This is a genomic window from Frigidibacter sp., assembly GCF_030695035.1.
Lineage (GTDB): Bacteria > Pseudomonadota > Alphaproteobacteria > Rhodobacterales > Rhodobacteraceae > Frigidibacter.
The window spans coordinates 98,140-113,027 of the sequence record NZ_JAUYTT010000015.1; the positions used below are offsets into that span (position 1 = coordinate 98,140).

The window sequence follows — 14,888 nt, forward strand, 5'->3', positions numbered from 1 at the left end:
CAAGGGGGCGCGCATAGCCCGAAGCGCGCCTGCAAGAATTCGATAGGATTGCGACAAAGTCGGGTAATCATTCGGGGCGAGCCTTTGGAGGAGGCGCGCCGGGCGAAGGAGGAATCGCCCGCCGTGTGGCCCCTTGCGGGGCCAGGGGAAAGAGCGTGCGGCCCTGCAGACGGGCCCATGCGAGGGAGGATATATGGTGGTTTTGACGGCGCCTTCGGACGCCCTGACGTCCATTCCGGCGTTGCTGGCCCGCAACGTGGCGCGGATCGGCGCGCTGCCGGCCTACCGGGAAAAGGAATTCGGGATCTGGCAAAGCTGGACCTGGGCCCAGACGGATGAGCAGGTCCGCGCGCTGGCGCTTGGCTTCCTGTCGCTGGGGGTCGAACGCGGCGACCATATCGCCATCATCGGCCGCAACCGGCCGGCGCATTACTGGGCGATGGTCGCGGCGCAGATGTGCGGGGCCGTTCCGGTGCCGCTGTATCAGGACGCGGTGGCCGATGAGATGGCCTATGTGCTGGACCATTGCGGCGCGCGCTTCATCGTGTGCGGCGATCAGGAGCAGGTGGACAAGGTGCTCGAGATCGAGGACCGCGTGCAGCATATCCAGCATGTCATGTACAATGACCGCCGGGGCATGCGGAAATACGACCATTCCCGCATGAACGCGCTGGCAGATGTACAGGCCGAGGGGCGGGCCGGGCATTTCCGCTATGAGGGCGAGCTGACCAAGCGCATCGCCGAGCTGCATTACGACAGCACCTGCGTGATGCTGTATACGTCCGGCACCACCGGCAAGCCCAAGGGCGTGGTGCTGTCGAACCGCAATATCATCGAGACTGCGAAGAACACCTCGGGTTTCGACCATCTGCGCCACGGGGATGAGGTGCTGGCCTATCTGCCGATGGCCTGGGTCGGGGACTTCATCTTCTCGGTGGGGCAGGCCTACTGGACCGGCTTCACCGTGAACTGCCCGGAAAGCCCGGCGACGATGATGACCGACCTGCGCGAGATCGGGCCGACCTATTTCTTTGCGCCGCCGCGGGTGTTCGAAGGCCAGCTGACCAATGTGATGATCCGCATGGAAGATGCGGGCCGGCTGAAGAAGAAGATGTTCGATCATTTCATGGCGCTGGCGCGGCGGGTGGGGCCGGCGATCCTGGATGGCAAGTCCGTCAGCGCGCTGGACCGTCTGCGCTACGGGCTTGGGAACATTCTGGTTTATGGCCCGCTGAAGAACACGCTGGGCTTCAGCCGCATCCGCGTTGGCTATACCGCAGGCGAGGCGATCGGGCCCGAGATCTTCGATTTCTACCGCAGTCTGGGCATCAACCTGAAGCAGCTTTACGGGCAGACCGAGGCGTCGGTGTTCATCACCCAGCAGCCGGACGGGCAGGTGCGGTCGGATACGGTGGGCGTGCCCTCACCGGGCGTGGAAGTGAAGATCGCCGAGAATGGCGAGGTGTTCTATCGCTCGCCGGGGACCTTCGTCGAGTATTTCAAGAACCCCGAAAGCACCGCCAGCACCAAGGATGCCGAAGGCTGGGTGGCGACCGGGGATGCCGGGTTCTTCGAGGAAGGCACCGGGCATCTGCGGATCATCGACCGCGCCAAGGATGTGGGCAAGATGGCGGATGGCCACCTGTTTGCGCCCAAATACGTTGAAAACAAGCTGAAATTCTATCCCAACATCCTTGAAGCAGTGGTGTTCGGCAATGCCCGCACCATGTGCACCGCCTTCATCAACATTGACCTGCAGGCGGTGGGCAACTGGGCGGAGCGCAACAACATCGCCTATGCCAGCTATCAGGAGCTGGCCGGGCATCCGAGGGTCTATGACATGATCCAGAGCCATGTGGAGGAGGTGAACCGTTCGGTCGCCGCCGATCCGATGCTGGCGGGCTGCCAGGTCCACAGGTTCCTGATTTTGCACAAGGAATTGGATGCGGATGACGGCGAGATGACGCGGACGCGCAAGGTGCGGCGCAACGTGATCGAGAGCAAGTTCGCCGAGTTGATCGACGCGCTCTATGACGGGCGGGGCAGCATCTACACCGAAACCGAGGTGACCTACGAGGATGGCCGCAAGGGCGCGATCAAGGCGACGCTGACGATCCGCGATGCCGCCGTGCAGGGAACCCAGACAAGGATGGCGGCGGAATGAGCGCACAACCTGCCGTGAATACAGAGGGTTACACCACAGCCGATGGCCGGAAAATTGGCGGCGTGCTGATGGAAATGAAGAACATCACGCTGCGGTTTGGTGGGGTGGTGGCGATCAAGGATATCAGTTTCGATATCCGGGAGGGCGAGATCCGGGCGATCATCGGGCCGAACGGGGCGGGCAAATCCTCGATGCTGAACGTCATCTCGGGGTTCTATGTGCCGACCGAGGGCGAGGTCTGGTTCAAGGGCTATCGCCGCGGGCCGATGAAACCCTATCAGGTGGCGCAGCTGGGCATTGCCCGCACCTTCCAGAACATCGCGCTGTTCGACGGGATGACGGTGCTCGACAACATCATGACCGGGCGGCTGACGCTGATGAAGACCGGGCTGCTGGCGCAGGCGATGTGGTGGGGCGCCGCGCAAAAGGAAGAGAGCGCGCACCGCGAGAAGGTGGAAAAGATCATTGATTTCCTGGAGATACAGGCGATCCGCAAGACTCCGGTCGGCCGGCTTCCCTACGGCCTGAAGAAGCGGGTGGAACTGGCGCGGGCGCTGGCGGCAGAGCCGAAGATCCTGCTGCTGGACGAGCCGATGGCGGGGATGAACGTCGAGGAGAAGGAGGACATGTGCCGCTTCATCCTGGATGTGAATGACGAGTTCGGCACTACGATCTGCCTGATCGAGCATGACATGGGCGTGGTCATGGACCTGTCGGACCGGGTGGTGGTGATGGATTACGGCAAGAAGATCGGCGACGGCACGCCCGATGAGGTGCGCGCCAATCCCGAGGTGATCGCCGCCTATCTGGGGGTGGCCCATGACTAAAGCCGCCATGCAGAACCCATGCAGAACCCATACGCATACCGTATGTAAACAAAAACAGTCGGACATCGAGGTGCGCCATGCTGCCTGACCAGATCCTGTTCGCGCTGGAAGTGACCCTGAACGGGCTGATGGCGGGGGTGATGTATGCGCTGGTCGCCCTTGGCTTCGTGCTGATCTTCAAGGCCAGCGGCATCTTCAACTATGCGCAAGGCGTGCTGGCGCTGTTCGCGGCGCTGACGCTGGTCGGGTTCCAGAACGGGCAGATCCCGTTCGCGCATCTGATCAACGCCACCTTCGGCACCAACCTGCACACCTTCGGCTGGACGCTGCCCGGCATCGTTGCCATCGCGCTGACGGCGGGGGTGATGGTGGGCCTTGCCTGGCTGATCGAGCGGCTGGTGCTGAAGCATCTGGTCAATCAGGCGCCGATCATCCTGTTCATGGCGACCATCGGGCTTGCCTATTTCCTCGAAGGCCTCGGCGACGTGATGTGGGGCGCCGATATCAAGACGCTGGACGTCGGCCTGCCGCAGGGGATTTCCGAAACGGTGGAAAGCGCGACGGCGGCGCTGCTGGGCTATGGCTTCTTCATCGACAATCTCGACATCGTGGCGACCATCGTGGCGGTGATCCTTGTCGCCTCGCTGACCATCTTCAGCCAGTATTCCAAGCAGGGCCGGGCGCTGCGGGCGGTGGCCGATGACCATCAGGCGGCGCTGTCGGTGGGGATCAGCCTGCGCTTCATCTGGGTTCTGGTCTGGTCCATCGCCGGCTTCGTGGCGCTGGTGGCCGGGATCATGTGGGGCACCAAGTCGGGCGTGCAGTTCAGCCTGAGCCTGATCGCGCTGAAGGCGCTGCCGGTGCTGATGCTGGGCGGGTTCACCTCGATCCCCGGGGCCATCGTCGGCGGGCTGATCATCGGCGTGGGCGAGAAGCTGTTCGAGTTCACCATCGGCCCGATGATCGGCGGCGCGACCGAGAACTGGTTCGCCTATGTGCTGGCGCTGCTGTTCCTGGTGTTCCGGCCGCAGGGCCTGTTCGGCGAAAAAATCATTGAGCGGGTGTGAGAGATGGAGTTTGATCCGATGCGTCCGATTGCCGCAGTTCCGGGGAAGACCCGCGCCGCAACCCGGGCAGGGGCTGGCCTGATGCGGGCCGGTTGGGGAGTAGGGAGTGTTCCGCACCATGAAGATCTGTTCGATCATGTTCACCATCGGCTGGGCCGCCGCGCTGGCCTTTGGCTGGATGGCGCTGGCGGCGCCGCAGGGCGAGCCAGAAGCGTTGCTGGTGCTGCATATGGCGCTGTCGGCGCTGGGTGCCGGGCTGGGGCTGTTCGCCTGGGTGCGGATCCGCAGGGGCTGCTGACCGGGACCGGCGCCGCCCACCAAGATGGGGGGATGCGCTGATGTTCTACCGCGAAGCAGGCGACTTCAAGACGACCTACCCGGAAGACGCGCAGACCTTCCCGATCCAGTTCGACCGTGTGCGCTATTACGCGGTGCTGGCGATTGCCTTCGGGGTGATCCCGTTCTTCATCAACGACTATTGGGCGAACGCGGTGTTCGTGCCCTTCCTGATCTATGCGATTGCCGCCATCGGGCTGAACATCCTGACGGGCTATTGCGGGCAGGTCAGCCTTGGCACCGGCGGGTTCATGGCGGTGGGGGCCTATGCCTGCTACAAGCTGATGACCAGTTTCCCCGAGGTTTCGATCCTGATCCATGTGCTGCTGGCCGGCGGGATCACCGCCTGCGTGGGGGTGCTGTTCGGGCTGCCAAGCCTGCGGATCAAGGGGTTCTACCTTGCCGTGGCGACGCTGGCGGCGCAATTCTTCCTCGTCTGGCTCTTCAACAAGGTGCCGTGGTTCTACAACTACTCCGCCTCTGGCCAGATCAACTCACCCGAGCGCACGGTGCTGGGGCATTTCGTGACCGGGCCGAACACCTCTGCCGCCGCGAAGTACCTCTTCTGCCTCGTGATCCTGTTCGCGCTGGCCTGGGTGGCGCGGAACCTGACGCGCGGCACCATCGGACGGCGCTGGATGGCGATCCGCGACATGGACATCGCGGCCGAGATCATCGGGGTGAATCCGCTGACCGCCAAGCTGTCGGCCTTTGCGGTATCGTCCTTCTTCATCGGCGTGGCCGGGGCGCTGTTCTTCGCCGTCTATCTGGGCGCGGCCGAGGTCGGCGAGGTGTTCGGGATCAACAAGAGCTTCCTGGTGCTGTTCATGGTGATCATCGGCGGGCTGGGCAGCATATTCGGCAGCTTTGCCGGGGCGGCGTTCCTGGTGCTGCTGCCGGTGTTCCTGAAGAACGTGCTGGTCGAGGGGATGGGATGGCCCACCGATCTGGCGGCGCATATCGAGCTGATGATCGTCGGCGGGCTGATCGTGGTGTTCCTGATCCTCGAGCCGCATGGCCTCGCGCAGCTGTGGCGCCTGACCAAGGAGAAGCTGCGGCTCTGGCCGTTCCCGCATTGAGACACCGACCCGGGAAACCGGCTTTTGCGTAACCCTTTATTCGACTCTGGGAGGAGACCCTGAATGAAGACGACATTTGCAACCCTTGCCGTCGCCGCGATGATCGCGGTTGCTGCGCCGGCCTCGGCCGATCTGGTCGTGCCGAACCTCAGCTACCGGACCGGCCCGTTTGCCGCCGGTGGCATCCCCTATGCCGACGGTTTCACCGACTATTTCACGCTGCTGAATGAACGCGATGGCGGCATCGGCGGCGAGAAGGTGGTCGTGCCGGAATGTGAGACCGCCTATAACACCGAGAAGGGGGTGGAGTGCTACGAGGCCACCAAGGGCCAGGGCGCGCTGGTCTATAACCCGCTGTCGACGGGCATCACCTATCAGCTGATCCCGAAGGTCTCGGCCGATGGCATCTCGCTCTACACCCCCGGCTATGGCCGCACCTCGGCCGCGAATGGCAAGGTGTTCGAATGGGTGTTCAACTATCCCGCGAACTACTGGGATGGCGCGTCCGTCGCGGTGAAACACCTGCTGGACGAGAATGGCGGCAGCCTTGAGGGCAAGACCATCGCGCTGGTCTATCACAACTCTGCCTACGGCAAGGAGCCGATCCGTACCCTGACCGAGCTGAGCAAGAAGCATGGCTTCAAGCTGACCGAGATCCCGGTCGACTCGCCCGGCCAGGAGCAGAAATCGCAATGGCTGCAGATCCGCCGCGAGAAGCCCGATTACGTGCTGTTCTGGGGCTGGGGCGTGATGAACCAGGTGGCCGTGCAAGAGGCCGGCAATATCCGCTTCCCGATGGAGAACATGATCGGGGTGTGGTGGTCGGGGTCCGAAAACGACGTGACCGCGGCGGGTGCCGGCGCCAATGGCTACAAGAGCCTTGCGATGCACGGCACCGGGATGGACTACCCGGTCTATGCGGACCTGAAGCAGTACGTGCAGGACGCGGGCAAGGCGGCCGGCGCGGGCGATCAGGTCGGCAGCGTGCTCTATTCGCGCGGCATGTATGCGGCGATGGTCATCTCGGAGGCGATCCGCAAGGCGCAGGAGCTGGCGGGCACGTCGGCGGTGAACGCGGCGCAGGTGCGCGACGGGTTCGAGGCGCTGGAGATCACCGAAGAGCGGATGGCCGAGCTGGGCCTGCCGAACTTCGGCCAGCCCTTCGCGGCGAGCTGCGAGGACCATGGCGGACCGGGGGCGGGGATGATCCAGCAATGGGATGCCTCTGCCGGCAAGTGGAACCTGATCACCGACTTCATCGCGCCCGATGACGAGGTGCTGGACGCGCTGGTGCTGGAAGACTCGGCCGCCTACGCCGCCGAAGCCGGCCTGACCGAGCGCTGCAACTGACGACGCTGCCCCGGCCTTCGGGCCGGGGCAACCCAACCGCCTTCAAGGGGCCAGCCCATGCTTGACGCCGCACCCACTCGCGAAAACCTCCTAGAGGTGAACAATATCGAGGTGATCTACAACCATGTGATCCTTGTGCTGAAGGGCGTGAGCCTGTCTGTGCCGAAGGGCGGCATCACCGCGCTTCTGGGCGGCAATGGCGCGGGCAAGACCACGACGCTGAAGGCCATTTCCAACCTGCTGCATTCCGAGCGCGGCGAGGTGACCAAGGGCACGATCCATTATCGGGGTGAGCGGGTGCAGGATCTGGGCCCGTCGGAGCTGGTGAAGAAGGGCGTGATCCAGGTGATGGAGGGCCGCCACTGTTTCGAACACCTGACGGTCGAGGAAAACCTGCTGACCGGCGCCTATACGCGCAAGGATGGAAAGGCGGCGATCAACCGCGATCTGGAAATGGTCTATGCCTATTTCCCGCGGCTGAAAGAGCGGCGCAAGAGCCAGGCGGGCTATACCTCGGGCGGTGAGCAGCAGATGTGCGCCATCGGCCGCGCGCTGATGAGCCGGCCGGAGACAATCTTGCTCGACGAGCCGTCGATGGGCCTCGCCCCGCAGCTGGTGGAGCAGATCTTTGAGATCGTGAAGGCGGTGAACGAACAGGAGGGCCTGACCTTCCTGCTGGCCGAACAGAACACCAATGTCGCGCTGCGCTATGCCCATTACGGCTACATCCTTGAATCGGGCCGGGTGGTGATGGACGGCCCGGCCGATGCGCTGCGCGAGAATCCCGATGTGAAGGAATTCTACCTCGGCCTGTCGGACGAGGGCCGCCGCAGTTTCCGTGACGTGCGCAGCTACCGGCGCCGCAAGCGCTGGCTGGCCTGAGAGGTCCGAAGACTACCCCGTAATTCAGCACTCCCCGGCGTCCCCCGGCGCGGGGACAGGAGGGGGGCAACCCCGGCAGAGACATGACCCAGTATTTCGACAGCCTCGAGACCCGCAGCCCCGACCAGCGCGCCGCCGATCTGGCCCGCGCCCTGCCCGGGCAGATCGCCCGCGCGATGGGCGCCCCGGGGATCGGTGCGCTGCTGGCGGGGGTGGACGCGGCGGCGGTGACGGACGCCGCCGCGCTGGCCCGGCTGCCGGTGATCCGCAAGTCGGAACTGGGCGCGGCGCAGAAGGCATCGCCACCCTTCGGCGGGTTCACGACCAAGCACGCGCATGGCTTTGCCCATGTGTTCCAGAGCCCCGGCCCGATCTATGAGCCGGGCGGCGCCGACCATGACTGGTGGCGCATGGGCCGCTTCCTGCATGCCTGCGGCATCGGGCCCGGCGATATCGTGCAGAACTGCTTTGGCTATCACCTGACGCCGGCGGGCATGATCTTCGAATCCGGCTGCCGGGCGGTGGGGGCGGCGGTGCTGCCTGCCGGCACCGGCCAGACCGAATTGCAGGTGCGCGCCGCGGTGGATGTGGGCACCACCGCCTATGCCGGAACGCCCGATTACCTGAAGATCATCCTCGACAAGGCCGAGGAGATGGGCGAGCGGCTGGCGATCACCCGGGCTGCCGTGGGCGGCGGGGCGCTGTTCCCATCCTTGCGCAAGGAATATGCCGACCGGGGCATCCTCACCCTGCAAAGCTATGCCACCGCCGACCTTGGCAACATCGCCTATGAAAGCCCGGCGATGGAGGGGATGATCGTCGATGAGGGCGTGATCGTGGAGATCGTGCGCCCCGGCACTGGCGATCCGGTGGCCGAGGGTGAGGTGGGCGAGGTGATCGTGACCACGCTGAACCCCGACTACCCGCTGATCCGCTTCGCCACCGGCGATCTGTCGGCGGTGATGCCGGGCGCCTCGCCCTGCGGGCGCAGCAATACCCGCATCCGCGGCTGGATGGGCCGCGCCGACCAGACCACCAAGATCAAGGGCATGTTCGTGCGCCCCGAGCAGGTGGCGCAGTTCGTCAGCCGCCATCCCGAGGTGGCCCGCGCCCGGGTGATCGCCACGCGCGAGGGCGAGATGGATGTGATGACGGTGCGGGTGGAAAGCCCCGGCACCGATGCCGGACACTATGAGGGCGCGGTGGTCGCAGCGCTGAAGATGAAGGGCCGGATCGAGATCGTGCCGCCGGGCAGCCTGCCCAATGACGGCAAGGTCATCGAGGATCTGCGCAAGTACGACTGAGGGCGGGGGCGACCCGGCCCCGCCCGCGCGGCGCTCAAACCCCCCAAACAGAAAGGCCGCCGGGTTTCCCCGACGGCCGCATCTGTCGCTTGCGCAGTATCCTAAGGGTTTTGGTCCTGACGGACCGGGCCCAGAAGGATCAGCCCTGACGGGCCTTGAAGCGCTTCTGCGTCTTGTTGATCACGTAGATGCGGCCTTTGCGGCGCACGACCTGGCAATCGCGATGACGCTGCTTGAGCGAGCGGAGCGAGTTACGGACCTTCATGGCCTTCTCCCATTCGCGGCGCGCGTGCGCCTTCTAAACAACGATGCCCCCGTCGCCGGGGGCGGTGAAATCCCCGTTGCCGGGGGGCGTGATGGTGGGCGCGACAGGGATCGAACCTGTGACCACTACGATGTCAACGTAGTGCTCTACCGCTGAGCTACGCGCCCGTACCTCATTGACGCCGTTGCCCAGCACTGCTGGACGGCACGGTGCCGCTTCGGTCCCGCGGTCTATAAAAGGAGTCGATGGGCCTTTCAAGGGCTTTTGGCGGCTGAAGGAATGTCGTTATAGTTTCGTCATCATGAGCACCGATGATGCCCCGTTGCCCTATCGTCTGACGCTGCCGGCGCGGCGCACGACATCCGTCATCTTCGCCTCGCCGCATAGCGGGCGCGACTACCCGGAGGCCTTTCTGCGCAGGTCGGTGCTGAATGCGCAGATGATCCGGTCTTCCGAGGATGCCTTCATCGACCAGCTGCTGGACCCGGCGCCGGGCCTTGGCGCGCCGCTGCTGGCCGCTACGGTGCCGCGGGCCTATGTGGACCTGAACCGCGCGGCGGAAGAGCTGGACCCGGCGTTGATCGAGGGCGCGCGGCCGGTGCCGCACAATCCCCGGGTGGCCTCGGGGTTGGGGGTGATTCCGCGGGTGGTGGCCGGGGGGCGGGCGATCCGGCCCGGGAAGATGACCATGGCCGAGGCCGAGGCGCGGATTGCCGGCGCCTGGCGGCCCTATCACGCAAAGCTCGCGGCGCTGATGGACGAGTCGGTGGCGGCGTTCGGCGAGGCGATCCTGATCGACGTGCATTCCATGCCGCATGAGGCGGTGGACAGCGCCAGTGCCCGCGGCCCGCGCCCGCAGATCGTGCTGGGGGACAGGTTCGGGGCGACGGCGGCGCCGGACATCCTCGACCAGATCGAGGGCGCCTTCGCGGTGGAGGGGCTGACGGTCAGCCGCAACATCCCCTTCGCCGGGGCCTATGTGGTGCAGGCCCACGGCCGCCCCTCGCGCGGGCGCCATGCGGTGCAGATCGAGATCGACCGGGCGCTCTATATGGACGAGGTGCTGATCGCGCCGCATGAGGGCTATGCCGGGTTCGCCGCGCTGATGCGAAGGGTGCTGGGGCGGATCGTGGTGATCGGCGTGCAGGAGATGCCGCTGGCGGCGGAGTAAGCGCTTTCACAAGCAAGGCGGGCAAAGCCCCGGCTTCCTCCAAGCAGGCTTCCCCTTGACGGATGAGCGGATAATGCACATATTCTGCGCATCACTCAGCATGCCAAGGAGGCTACCATGAGCGTCCGAATGAACCTCGTCCTGTCGGACGACCTGAACACAGCAATCGAGCAGGTAGTGACCGAGAGCGAGAGCAACAAAAGTGAAGTCATCCGCAAGGCGCTGCAGCTGTTCATCGCTGCGCAGGAAGGCAAGAAGCGCGGCCTGAAGCTTGGCCTTGTGGAGCCGAAGACCCGCCAGATGGAAACCGAGTTCGTAGGGCTGTGACCAACCCGCCGACCCACGACCTGTCCGTCACACCGCCCGGACACACCTACACGGCAACTGTGAAGCCCGAGGAAACCAGCAAAGACGCTTGGGCCCGCGTGATCAAGGACTTCGTCCTGTTTGCCGCCGCTTTGGTCTTTCTCGGCATTCTGGCGTGGATTTGCTTCGACACCGTGCAGTCGCAGACGGCCCCCGCAGAAGAGAAGAAGTGGGCGATGTCGTTCCTCACCGGCGCGGCGGGTGGGCTGGTGGGCTACCTCGTCAAGAAGTGAGGGCGGCGGCTATTTGAGCCCCCGCCCCTTGATGATCGCCTCTGCCCCGAACCTTGCGCGGATGGCATCCGTGGTGCGCTCCGCCTTTGCCCGGCGTTGGGCGGCGGGGTCGAGGAGGTCGGCGGTCAGGTCGGCGGCACTGGCGGGGACGAGGTCGGAGATGCCGACACCGATCAGCCGGAACGGCCCCTTCTCGCCGGCATTCGCCAGCAGATCATCGGCAGCGCGGCAGATCGTGTCTGCCATCTGCGTCGCTTCCCGCAGGGCGTGGCGGCGGGTGAGAACCGTGAAATCCGACCGGCGCAGTTTCAGCGTCACCACGCGCCCCGCCATGTCCTTGGCCTTGGCGCGGTCCGACACCTGTTCCGCCAGCCGCCACAGATGCCCCGCCAGCCGCTCGGCATCGCCGGTATCCTCGTCGAAGGTGGTTTCCTTGGAGATGGACTTGACCGGCGCATTGGGGCTGACGCGGCGGCGGTCCTCGCCGCGGGCGATGTGCCAGAGCCGCTCGCCCGTGGCGCCGAAGCGGGCGGAAAGGTCGCGGCGCTCCCACCGGAGCAGATCGTCAAAGGTGCGAATCCCCGCCGCCTCCAGCGCCGTCTGTGTCGCCAGCCCCACGCCCCAGATCAGCCGCACCGGCTTGCCGCGCAGGAAATCGGCGGTATCCCCCTGCCCGATCACCGAAAAGCCGCGCGGCTTGTCGAGGTCGGAGGCGACCTTGGCGAGGAACTTGTTGTGGCTCAGGCCGATGGAGCCGCTGACGCCAAGCTCCTCCTCCATCCGTTTGACCAGCCGGGCCAGCAGTAGCGCCGGGGGCGCGCCATGCAGGCGGGCGGTGCCGGTGAGGTCGAGGAAGGCCTCGTCCAGCGACAGGGGCTCGATCTGCGGGGTCAGCGCCTCCATCATCGCGCGGATGGCGCGCGAGACCTCGACATAGCGGGCCATACGCGGCTTCACCACGGCGGCATCGGGGCAGAGCTTCAGCGCCTGGAACATCGGCATGGCCGAGCGCACGCCCGAGATGCGGGCGATGTAGCAGCAGGTGGAGACGACGCCGCGGGTGCCGCCGCCGACGATCACCGGGCGGTCGCGCAGGTTGGGGTCGTCGCGCTTTTCCACCGAGGCGTAGAAGGCGTCGCAATCCATATGGGCGATGGAGAGGTCGAAGAGCTCGGGATGGGAAAGCACACGCGGGCTGCGGCAGGCCGGGCAGCGGCTGCCGGTCTGGAAGGTGGTCAGGCAATCGCGGCAGAGGGCGGGCATGATGGGCGATCATAGCAGGGGGCGGGGTGGCTGTGGAGGGTGGGGTGCTGTCCCGGCCAACTATGGAGCTCGGAACCGTTGTTCGGGCGCGAAAAGGCGAGGCACTGCCTCGCCCCCGCCCGTGCGGGACCGTTCCCACGGAGCCGGTGGCCGCACGAGACCGAATGAGGACAGCGCCCGCCGAGGGCGGGGCGGGCGCTGGCCGGGGGCTTTGGGCCCCCGTCCGGTAACAGTGGAGACGGCAGCGCGTGGCGAAGGCGATGGCCTTCGCCAAGGCGGGCGGCGCGGGTGGGATGGAGCTCCGGCTTCATCCCGCTGAGCGGTCGCCGGGCCCTGCCCCCCTCAACACCCCGCCGGAGGCCACCCGTCAATCGCCGCCATCGCCTCCTCGGCCGTCTCGACAAACCGGAACAGCTCCAGATCGGCCGGCGAGATCGTCCCCGCCTCGGCCAGCGCCTGCCAGTTCACCACGCTCTCCCAGAACTTGCGCCCGAACAGCAGGAACGGGATCCGCCGCATCCGGCCGGTTTGGATCAGGGTCAGGCTCTCGAACATCTCGTCCAGCGTGCCAAAGCCGCCGGGGAAGACGCAGATCGCCTGCGCGCGCATCAGGAAATGCATCTTGCGGATCGCGAAATAGTGGAAGTTGAAGCACAGGTCCGGCGTCACATAGCGGTTGGGCGCCTGTTCATGCGGCAGCACGATGTTGAGCCCGATGGATTGCCCGCCCGCATCATCGGCGCCGCGGTTGCCCGCCTCCATGATCCCCGGACCGCCCCCCGTGCAGACCACCCAGTCGCGGCCATAGCTTTCAAGGCTCCGCTCGGTGATGCGCCGCGCCAGATCGCGGGCGACGCCGTACCACTCGGCCAAGGGCGCGGCGCTGCCTGTGCCCTCCTCATCCGGCACCCGCGCACTGCCCATCAGGACGATGGTGGAGCGGACGCCGCGTTCATCCAGCACCATCTGCGGCTTCAGGAGTTCCAGCTGCAAGCGCACCGCGCGCAACTCATCCCGCATCAGGAAGTCGGTATCGGTGAAGGCCAACCGGTAGGCCGGGGCGCGGGTCTGGGGCGTGTCCGGCACCTGGCAGGCGGCGGCCGCGTCCTGCACGCTGTCGCGGAACGGGTGGCTGCGGCTGTCTTCCATGGTGGTCCTCACTTGCGTTGCGCGGTTGGAACGCCCGGTCTATAGGCTGGGGCGCGATCAGGCCATGAGATAACTGGAGAAAAGCCCATGTCGAACGCCATCCCGAATGCAGAGCTTGAAACCGCCATCGAGGCTGCCTGGGAGGTTCGGGACACGCTGACCCCCGCCAGCACCGGCCCGGCGCGCGAGGCGATCGAGGCGACGCTGTCGGCGCTGGATGGCGGCACGTTGCGGGTGGCAGAGCGGCAGGCGGATGGCGCCTGGCACGTCAACCAATGGGCCAAGAAGGCGGTGCTGCTGGGCTTCCGCATCAAGGATATGGAGCGGCAGGAGGGTGGCCCGCAGGCCGGCGGCTGGTGGGACAAGGTCGACAGCAAGTTCGCGGGCTGGGGCGATAATCAGTGGCGCGCGGCGGGCTTCCGCGCCGTGCCGAACTGCGTGGTGCGCCGCTCGGCCTATATCGCGCCGGGCGTGGTGCTGATGCCGTCCTTCGTGAACCTCGGTGCCTATGTGGATACGGGCACGATGGTCGATACCTGGGCCACGGTCGGCTCCTGCGCGCAGATCGGCAAGAACGTCCACCTCTCGGGCGGCGTCGGCATCGGCGGTGTGCTGGAGCCCATGCAGGCCGGCCCGACGATCATCGAGGACAACTGCTTCATCGGCGCGCGGTCGGAAGTGGTCGAGGGCTGCATCGTGCGCGAGGGCTCGGTCCTCGGCATGGGCGTGTTCATCGGCAAGTCCACCAAGATCGTGGACCGGGAAACCGGCGAGGTGATGTATGGCGAGGTTCCGGCAGGATCGGTCGTCGTGGCCGGCTCAATGCCGTCGAAGAACGGCATCCACCTTTACTGCGCGGTGATCGTGAAGCGAGTGGATGCGCAGACCCGGTCCAAGACCTCGATCAACGAGCTGCTGCGCGACTGAAAATGTTTCGCGGGCCGGGGAACCGGCAGGGCCCGGCCGCGTTCGCTCTGGGCAGGTTGGCGAAAAACTCGCCGACCCAAAAGATATGAGGTGCATCTATGGAAGGACTCGGCTGGTTTGCGGCCATCATCGTCGGTGCGCTGGCGGGTTGGATCGCGGAACAGTTCATGAAGGCGAACCACGGCCTTCTGATGAACATCATTCTGGGCATCGTCGGCTCGCTGCTGCTGAACTTCATCCTGGTCACCGTGGTCGGCTCCACGCTGGGCGGCTGGATCGGGCAGCTGATCGTCGGCGTGATCGGCGCGATGATCCTGATCGCCATCGGGCGCGCGCTGCGCAGCCGCAGCTGAAACGAGTGATCCATTATGTGTGAACGGGCGGCCTTCGGGCCGCCCTTTTTCTTGCCCGGAACAGGGCGTGCAGCGCTTCTCAACCGTTGCGCCTAGAACTGCTGTGGAAGTAGCCGCACCATGAACCGCCTAGAACTGCCGTTGCTCGCCCA

Annotated in this window: 16 protein-coding genes and 1 tRNA gene; 13 read left to right on the forward strand and 4 right to left on the reverse strand. The window is 65.7% G+C overall.

The genetic code is table 11. The features are described 5' to 3' along the window. Positions 1-193: 193 nt before the first annotated feature. The 8 genes from Q8S30_RS15910 to Q8S30_RS15945 all read left to right on the forward strand — a co-directional run bounded on the left by Q8S30_RS15910 (position 194) and on the right by Q8S30_RS15945 (position 9,009). Positions 194-2,164: a long-chain fatty acid--CoA ligase gene (locus Q8S30_RS15910; protein WP_305667002.1), complete on the forward strand. Its 1,971-nt coding sequence runs from the start codon at positions 194-196 to the stop codon at positions 2,162-2,164. Continuing rightward, a complete protein-coding gene (locus tag Q8S30_RS15915) occupies positions 2,161-2,991 on the forward strand; it encodes an ABC transporter ATP-binding protein (RefSeq protein ID WP_305667003.1) in 831 nt (276 codons plus the stop codon). Before Q8S30_RS15910 ends, Q8S30_RS15915 begins: the two co-directional genes overlap by 4 nt. A gap of 77 nt (positions 2,992-3,068) precedes the next feature. After that, positions 3,069-4,058 carry a branched-chain amino acid ABC transporter permease gene (locus Q8S30_RS15920; RefSeq protein ID WP_305667004.1) on the forward strand — a complete coding sequence of 330 codons (990 nt, stop codon included), beginning with the start codon at positions 3,069-3,071 and terminating at the stop codon, positions 4,056-4,058. A 118-nt stretch (positions 4,059-4,176) separates the two neighbouring features. Further along, entirely contained in the window at positions 4,177-4,356 is a 180-nt protein-coding gene (locus tag Q8S30_RS15925) for a hypothetical protein (RefSeq protein WP_305667005.1), read from the forward strand. Between the two features lie 40 nt (positions 4,357-4,396). Further along, on the forward strand, positions 4,397-5,473 hold the full coding sequence (locus Q8S30_RS15930; RefSeq protein ID WP_305667006.1) for a branched-chain amino acid ABC transporter permease: 1,077 nt from the start codon (positions 4,397-4,399) through the stop codon (positions 5,471-5,473). 63 nt (positions 5,474-5,536) lie between these two features. Next, complete coding sequence (locus tag Q8S30_RS15935) at positions 5,537-6,823, forward strand: ABC transporter substrate-binding protein (protein ID WP_305667007.1); 1,287 nt, start codon at positions 5,537-5,539, stop codon at positions 6,821-6,823. Between the two features lie 57 nt (positions 6,824-6,880). Then, a complete protein-coding gene (locus tag Q8S30_RS15940) occupies positions 6,881-7,705 on the forward strand; it encodes an ABC transporter ATP-binding protein (protein ID WP_305667008.1) in 825 nt (274 codons plus the stop codon). A gap of 83 nt (positions 7,706-7,788) precedes the next feature. Then, a complete protein-coding gene (locus Q8S30_RS15945) occupies positions 7,789-9,009 on the forward strand; it encodes a phenylacetate--CoA ligase family protein (RefSeq protein ID WP_305667009.1) in 1,221 nt (406 codons plus the stop codon). 139 nt (positions 9,010-9,148) lie between these two features. Here Q8S30_RS15945 and ykgO read toward each other — a convergent pair whose 3' ends face one another. After that, positions 9,149-9,274 (reverse strand): type B 50S ribosomal protein L36, encoded by a 126-nt coding sequence (ykgO, locus tag Q8S30_RS15950; RefSeq protein WP_161348375.1) that lies wholly within the window; start codon positions 9,272-9,274, stop codon positions 9,149-9,151. A 92-nt stretch (positions 9,275-9,366) separates the two neighbouring features. Next, positions 9,367-9,441 (reverse strand) — tRNA-Val (locus Q8S30_RS15955). A gap of 134 nt (positions 9,442-9,575) precedes the next feature. Here Q8S30_RS15955 and Q8S30_RS15960 point away from each other — a divergent pair. The 3 genes from Q8S30_RS15960 to Q8S30_RS15970 all read left to right on the forward strand — a co-directional run bounded on the left by Q8S30_RS15960 (position 9,576) and on the right by Q8S30_RS15970 (position 11,044). After that, positions 9,576-10,445, forward strand: a complete 870-nt coding sequence (locus Q8S30_RS15960; RefSeq protein ID WP_305667010.1) for an N-formylglutamate amidohydrolase — start codon at positions 9,576-9,578, stop codon at positions 10,443-10,445. Between the two features lie 117 nt (positions 10,446-10,562). Further along, positions 10,563-10,772 (forward strand): hypothetical protein, encoded by a 210-nt coding sequence (locus Q8S30_RS15965; protein WP_305667011.1) that lies wholly within the window; start codon positions 10,563-10,565, stop codon positions 10,770-10,772. After that, positions 10,769-11,044: a hypothetical protein gene (locus Q8S30_RS15970; RefSeq protein WP_305667012.1), complete on the forward strand. Its 276-nt coding sequence runs from the start codon at positions 10,769-10,771 to the stop codon at positions 11,042-11,044. Before Q8S30_RS15965 ends, Q8S30_RS15970 begins: the two co-directional genes overlap by 4 nt. A 9-nt stretch (positions 11,045-11,053) precedes the next feature. Here the strand turns inward: Q8S30_RS15970 and Q8S30_RS15975 are convergent, their stop codons facing one another. Beyond that, positions 11,054-12,307 carry a DNA polymerase IV gene (locus Q8S30_RS15975; protein WP_305667013.1) on the reverse strand — a complete coding sequence of 418 codons (1,254 nt, stop codon included), beginning with the start codon at positions 12,305-12,307 and terminating at the stop codon, positions 11,054-11,056. A 342-nt stretch (positions 12,308-12,649) separates the two neighbouring features. Beyond that, on the reverse strand, positions 12,650-13,456 hold the full coding sequence (locus Q8S30_RS15980; protein WP_305667014.1) for a TIGR00730 family Rossman fold protein: 807 nt from the start codon (positions 13,454-13,456) through the stop codon (positions 12,650-12,652). A 99-nt stretch (positions 13,457-13,555) separates the two neighbouring features. Between Q8S30_RS15980 and dapD the strand changes: the two genes are divergently transcribed. Beyond that, on the forward strand, positions 13,556-14,383 hold the full coding sequence (dapD, locus tag Q8S30_RS15985) for a 2,3,4,5-tetrahydropyridine-2,6-dicarboxylate N-succinyltransferase (RefSeq protein WP_305667042.1): 828 nt from the start codon (positions 13,556-13,558) through the stop codon (positions 14,381-14,383). A gap of 98 nt (positions 14,384-14,481) precedes the next feature. Beyond that, on the forward strand, positions 14,482-14,736 hold the full coding sequence (locus Q8S30_RS15990; protein WP_305667015.1) for a GlsB/YeaQ/YmgE family stress response membrane protein: 255 nt from the start codon (positions 14,482-14,484) through the stop codon (positions 14,734-14,736). Positions 14,737-14,888 lie beyond the last annotated feature (152 nt).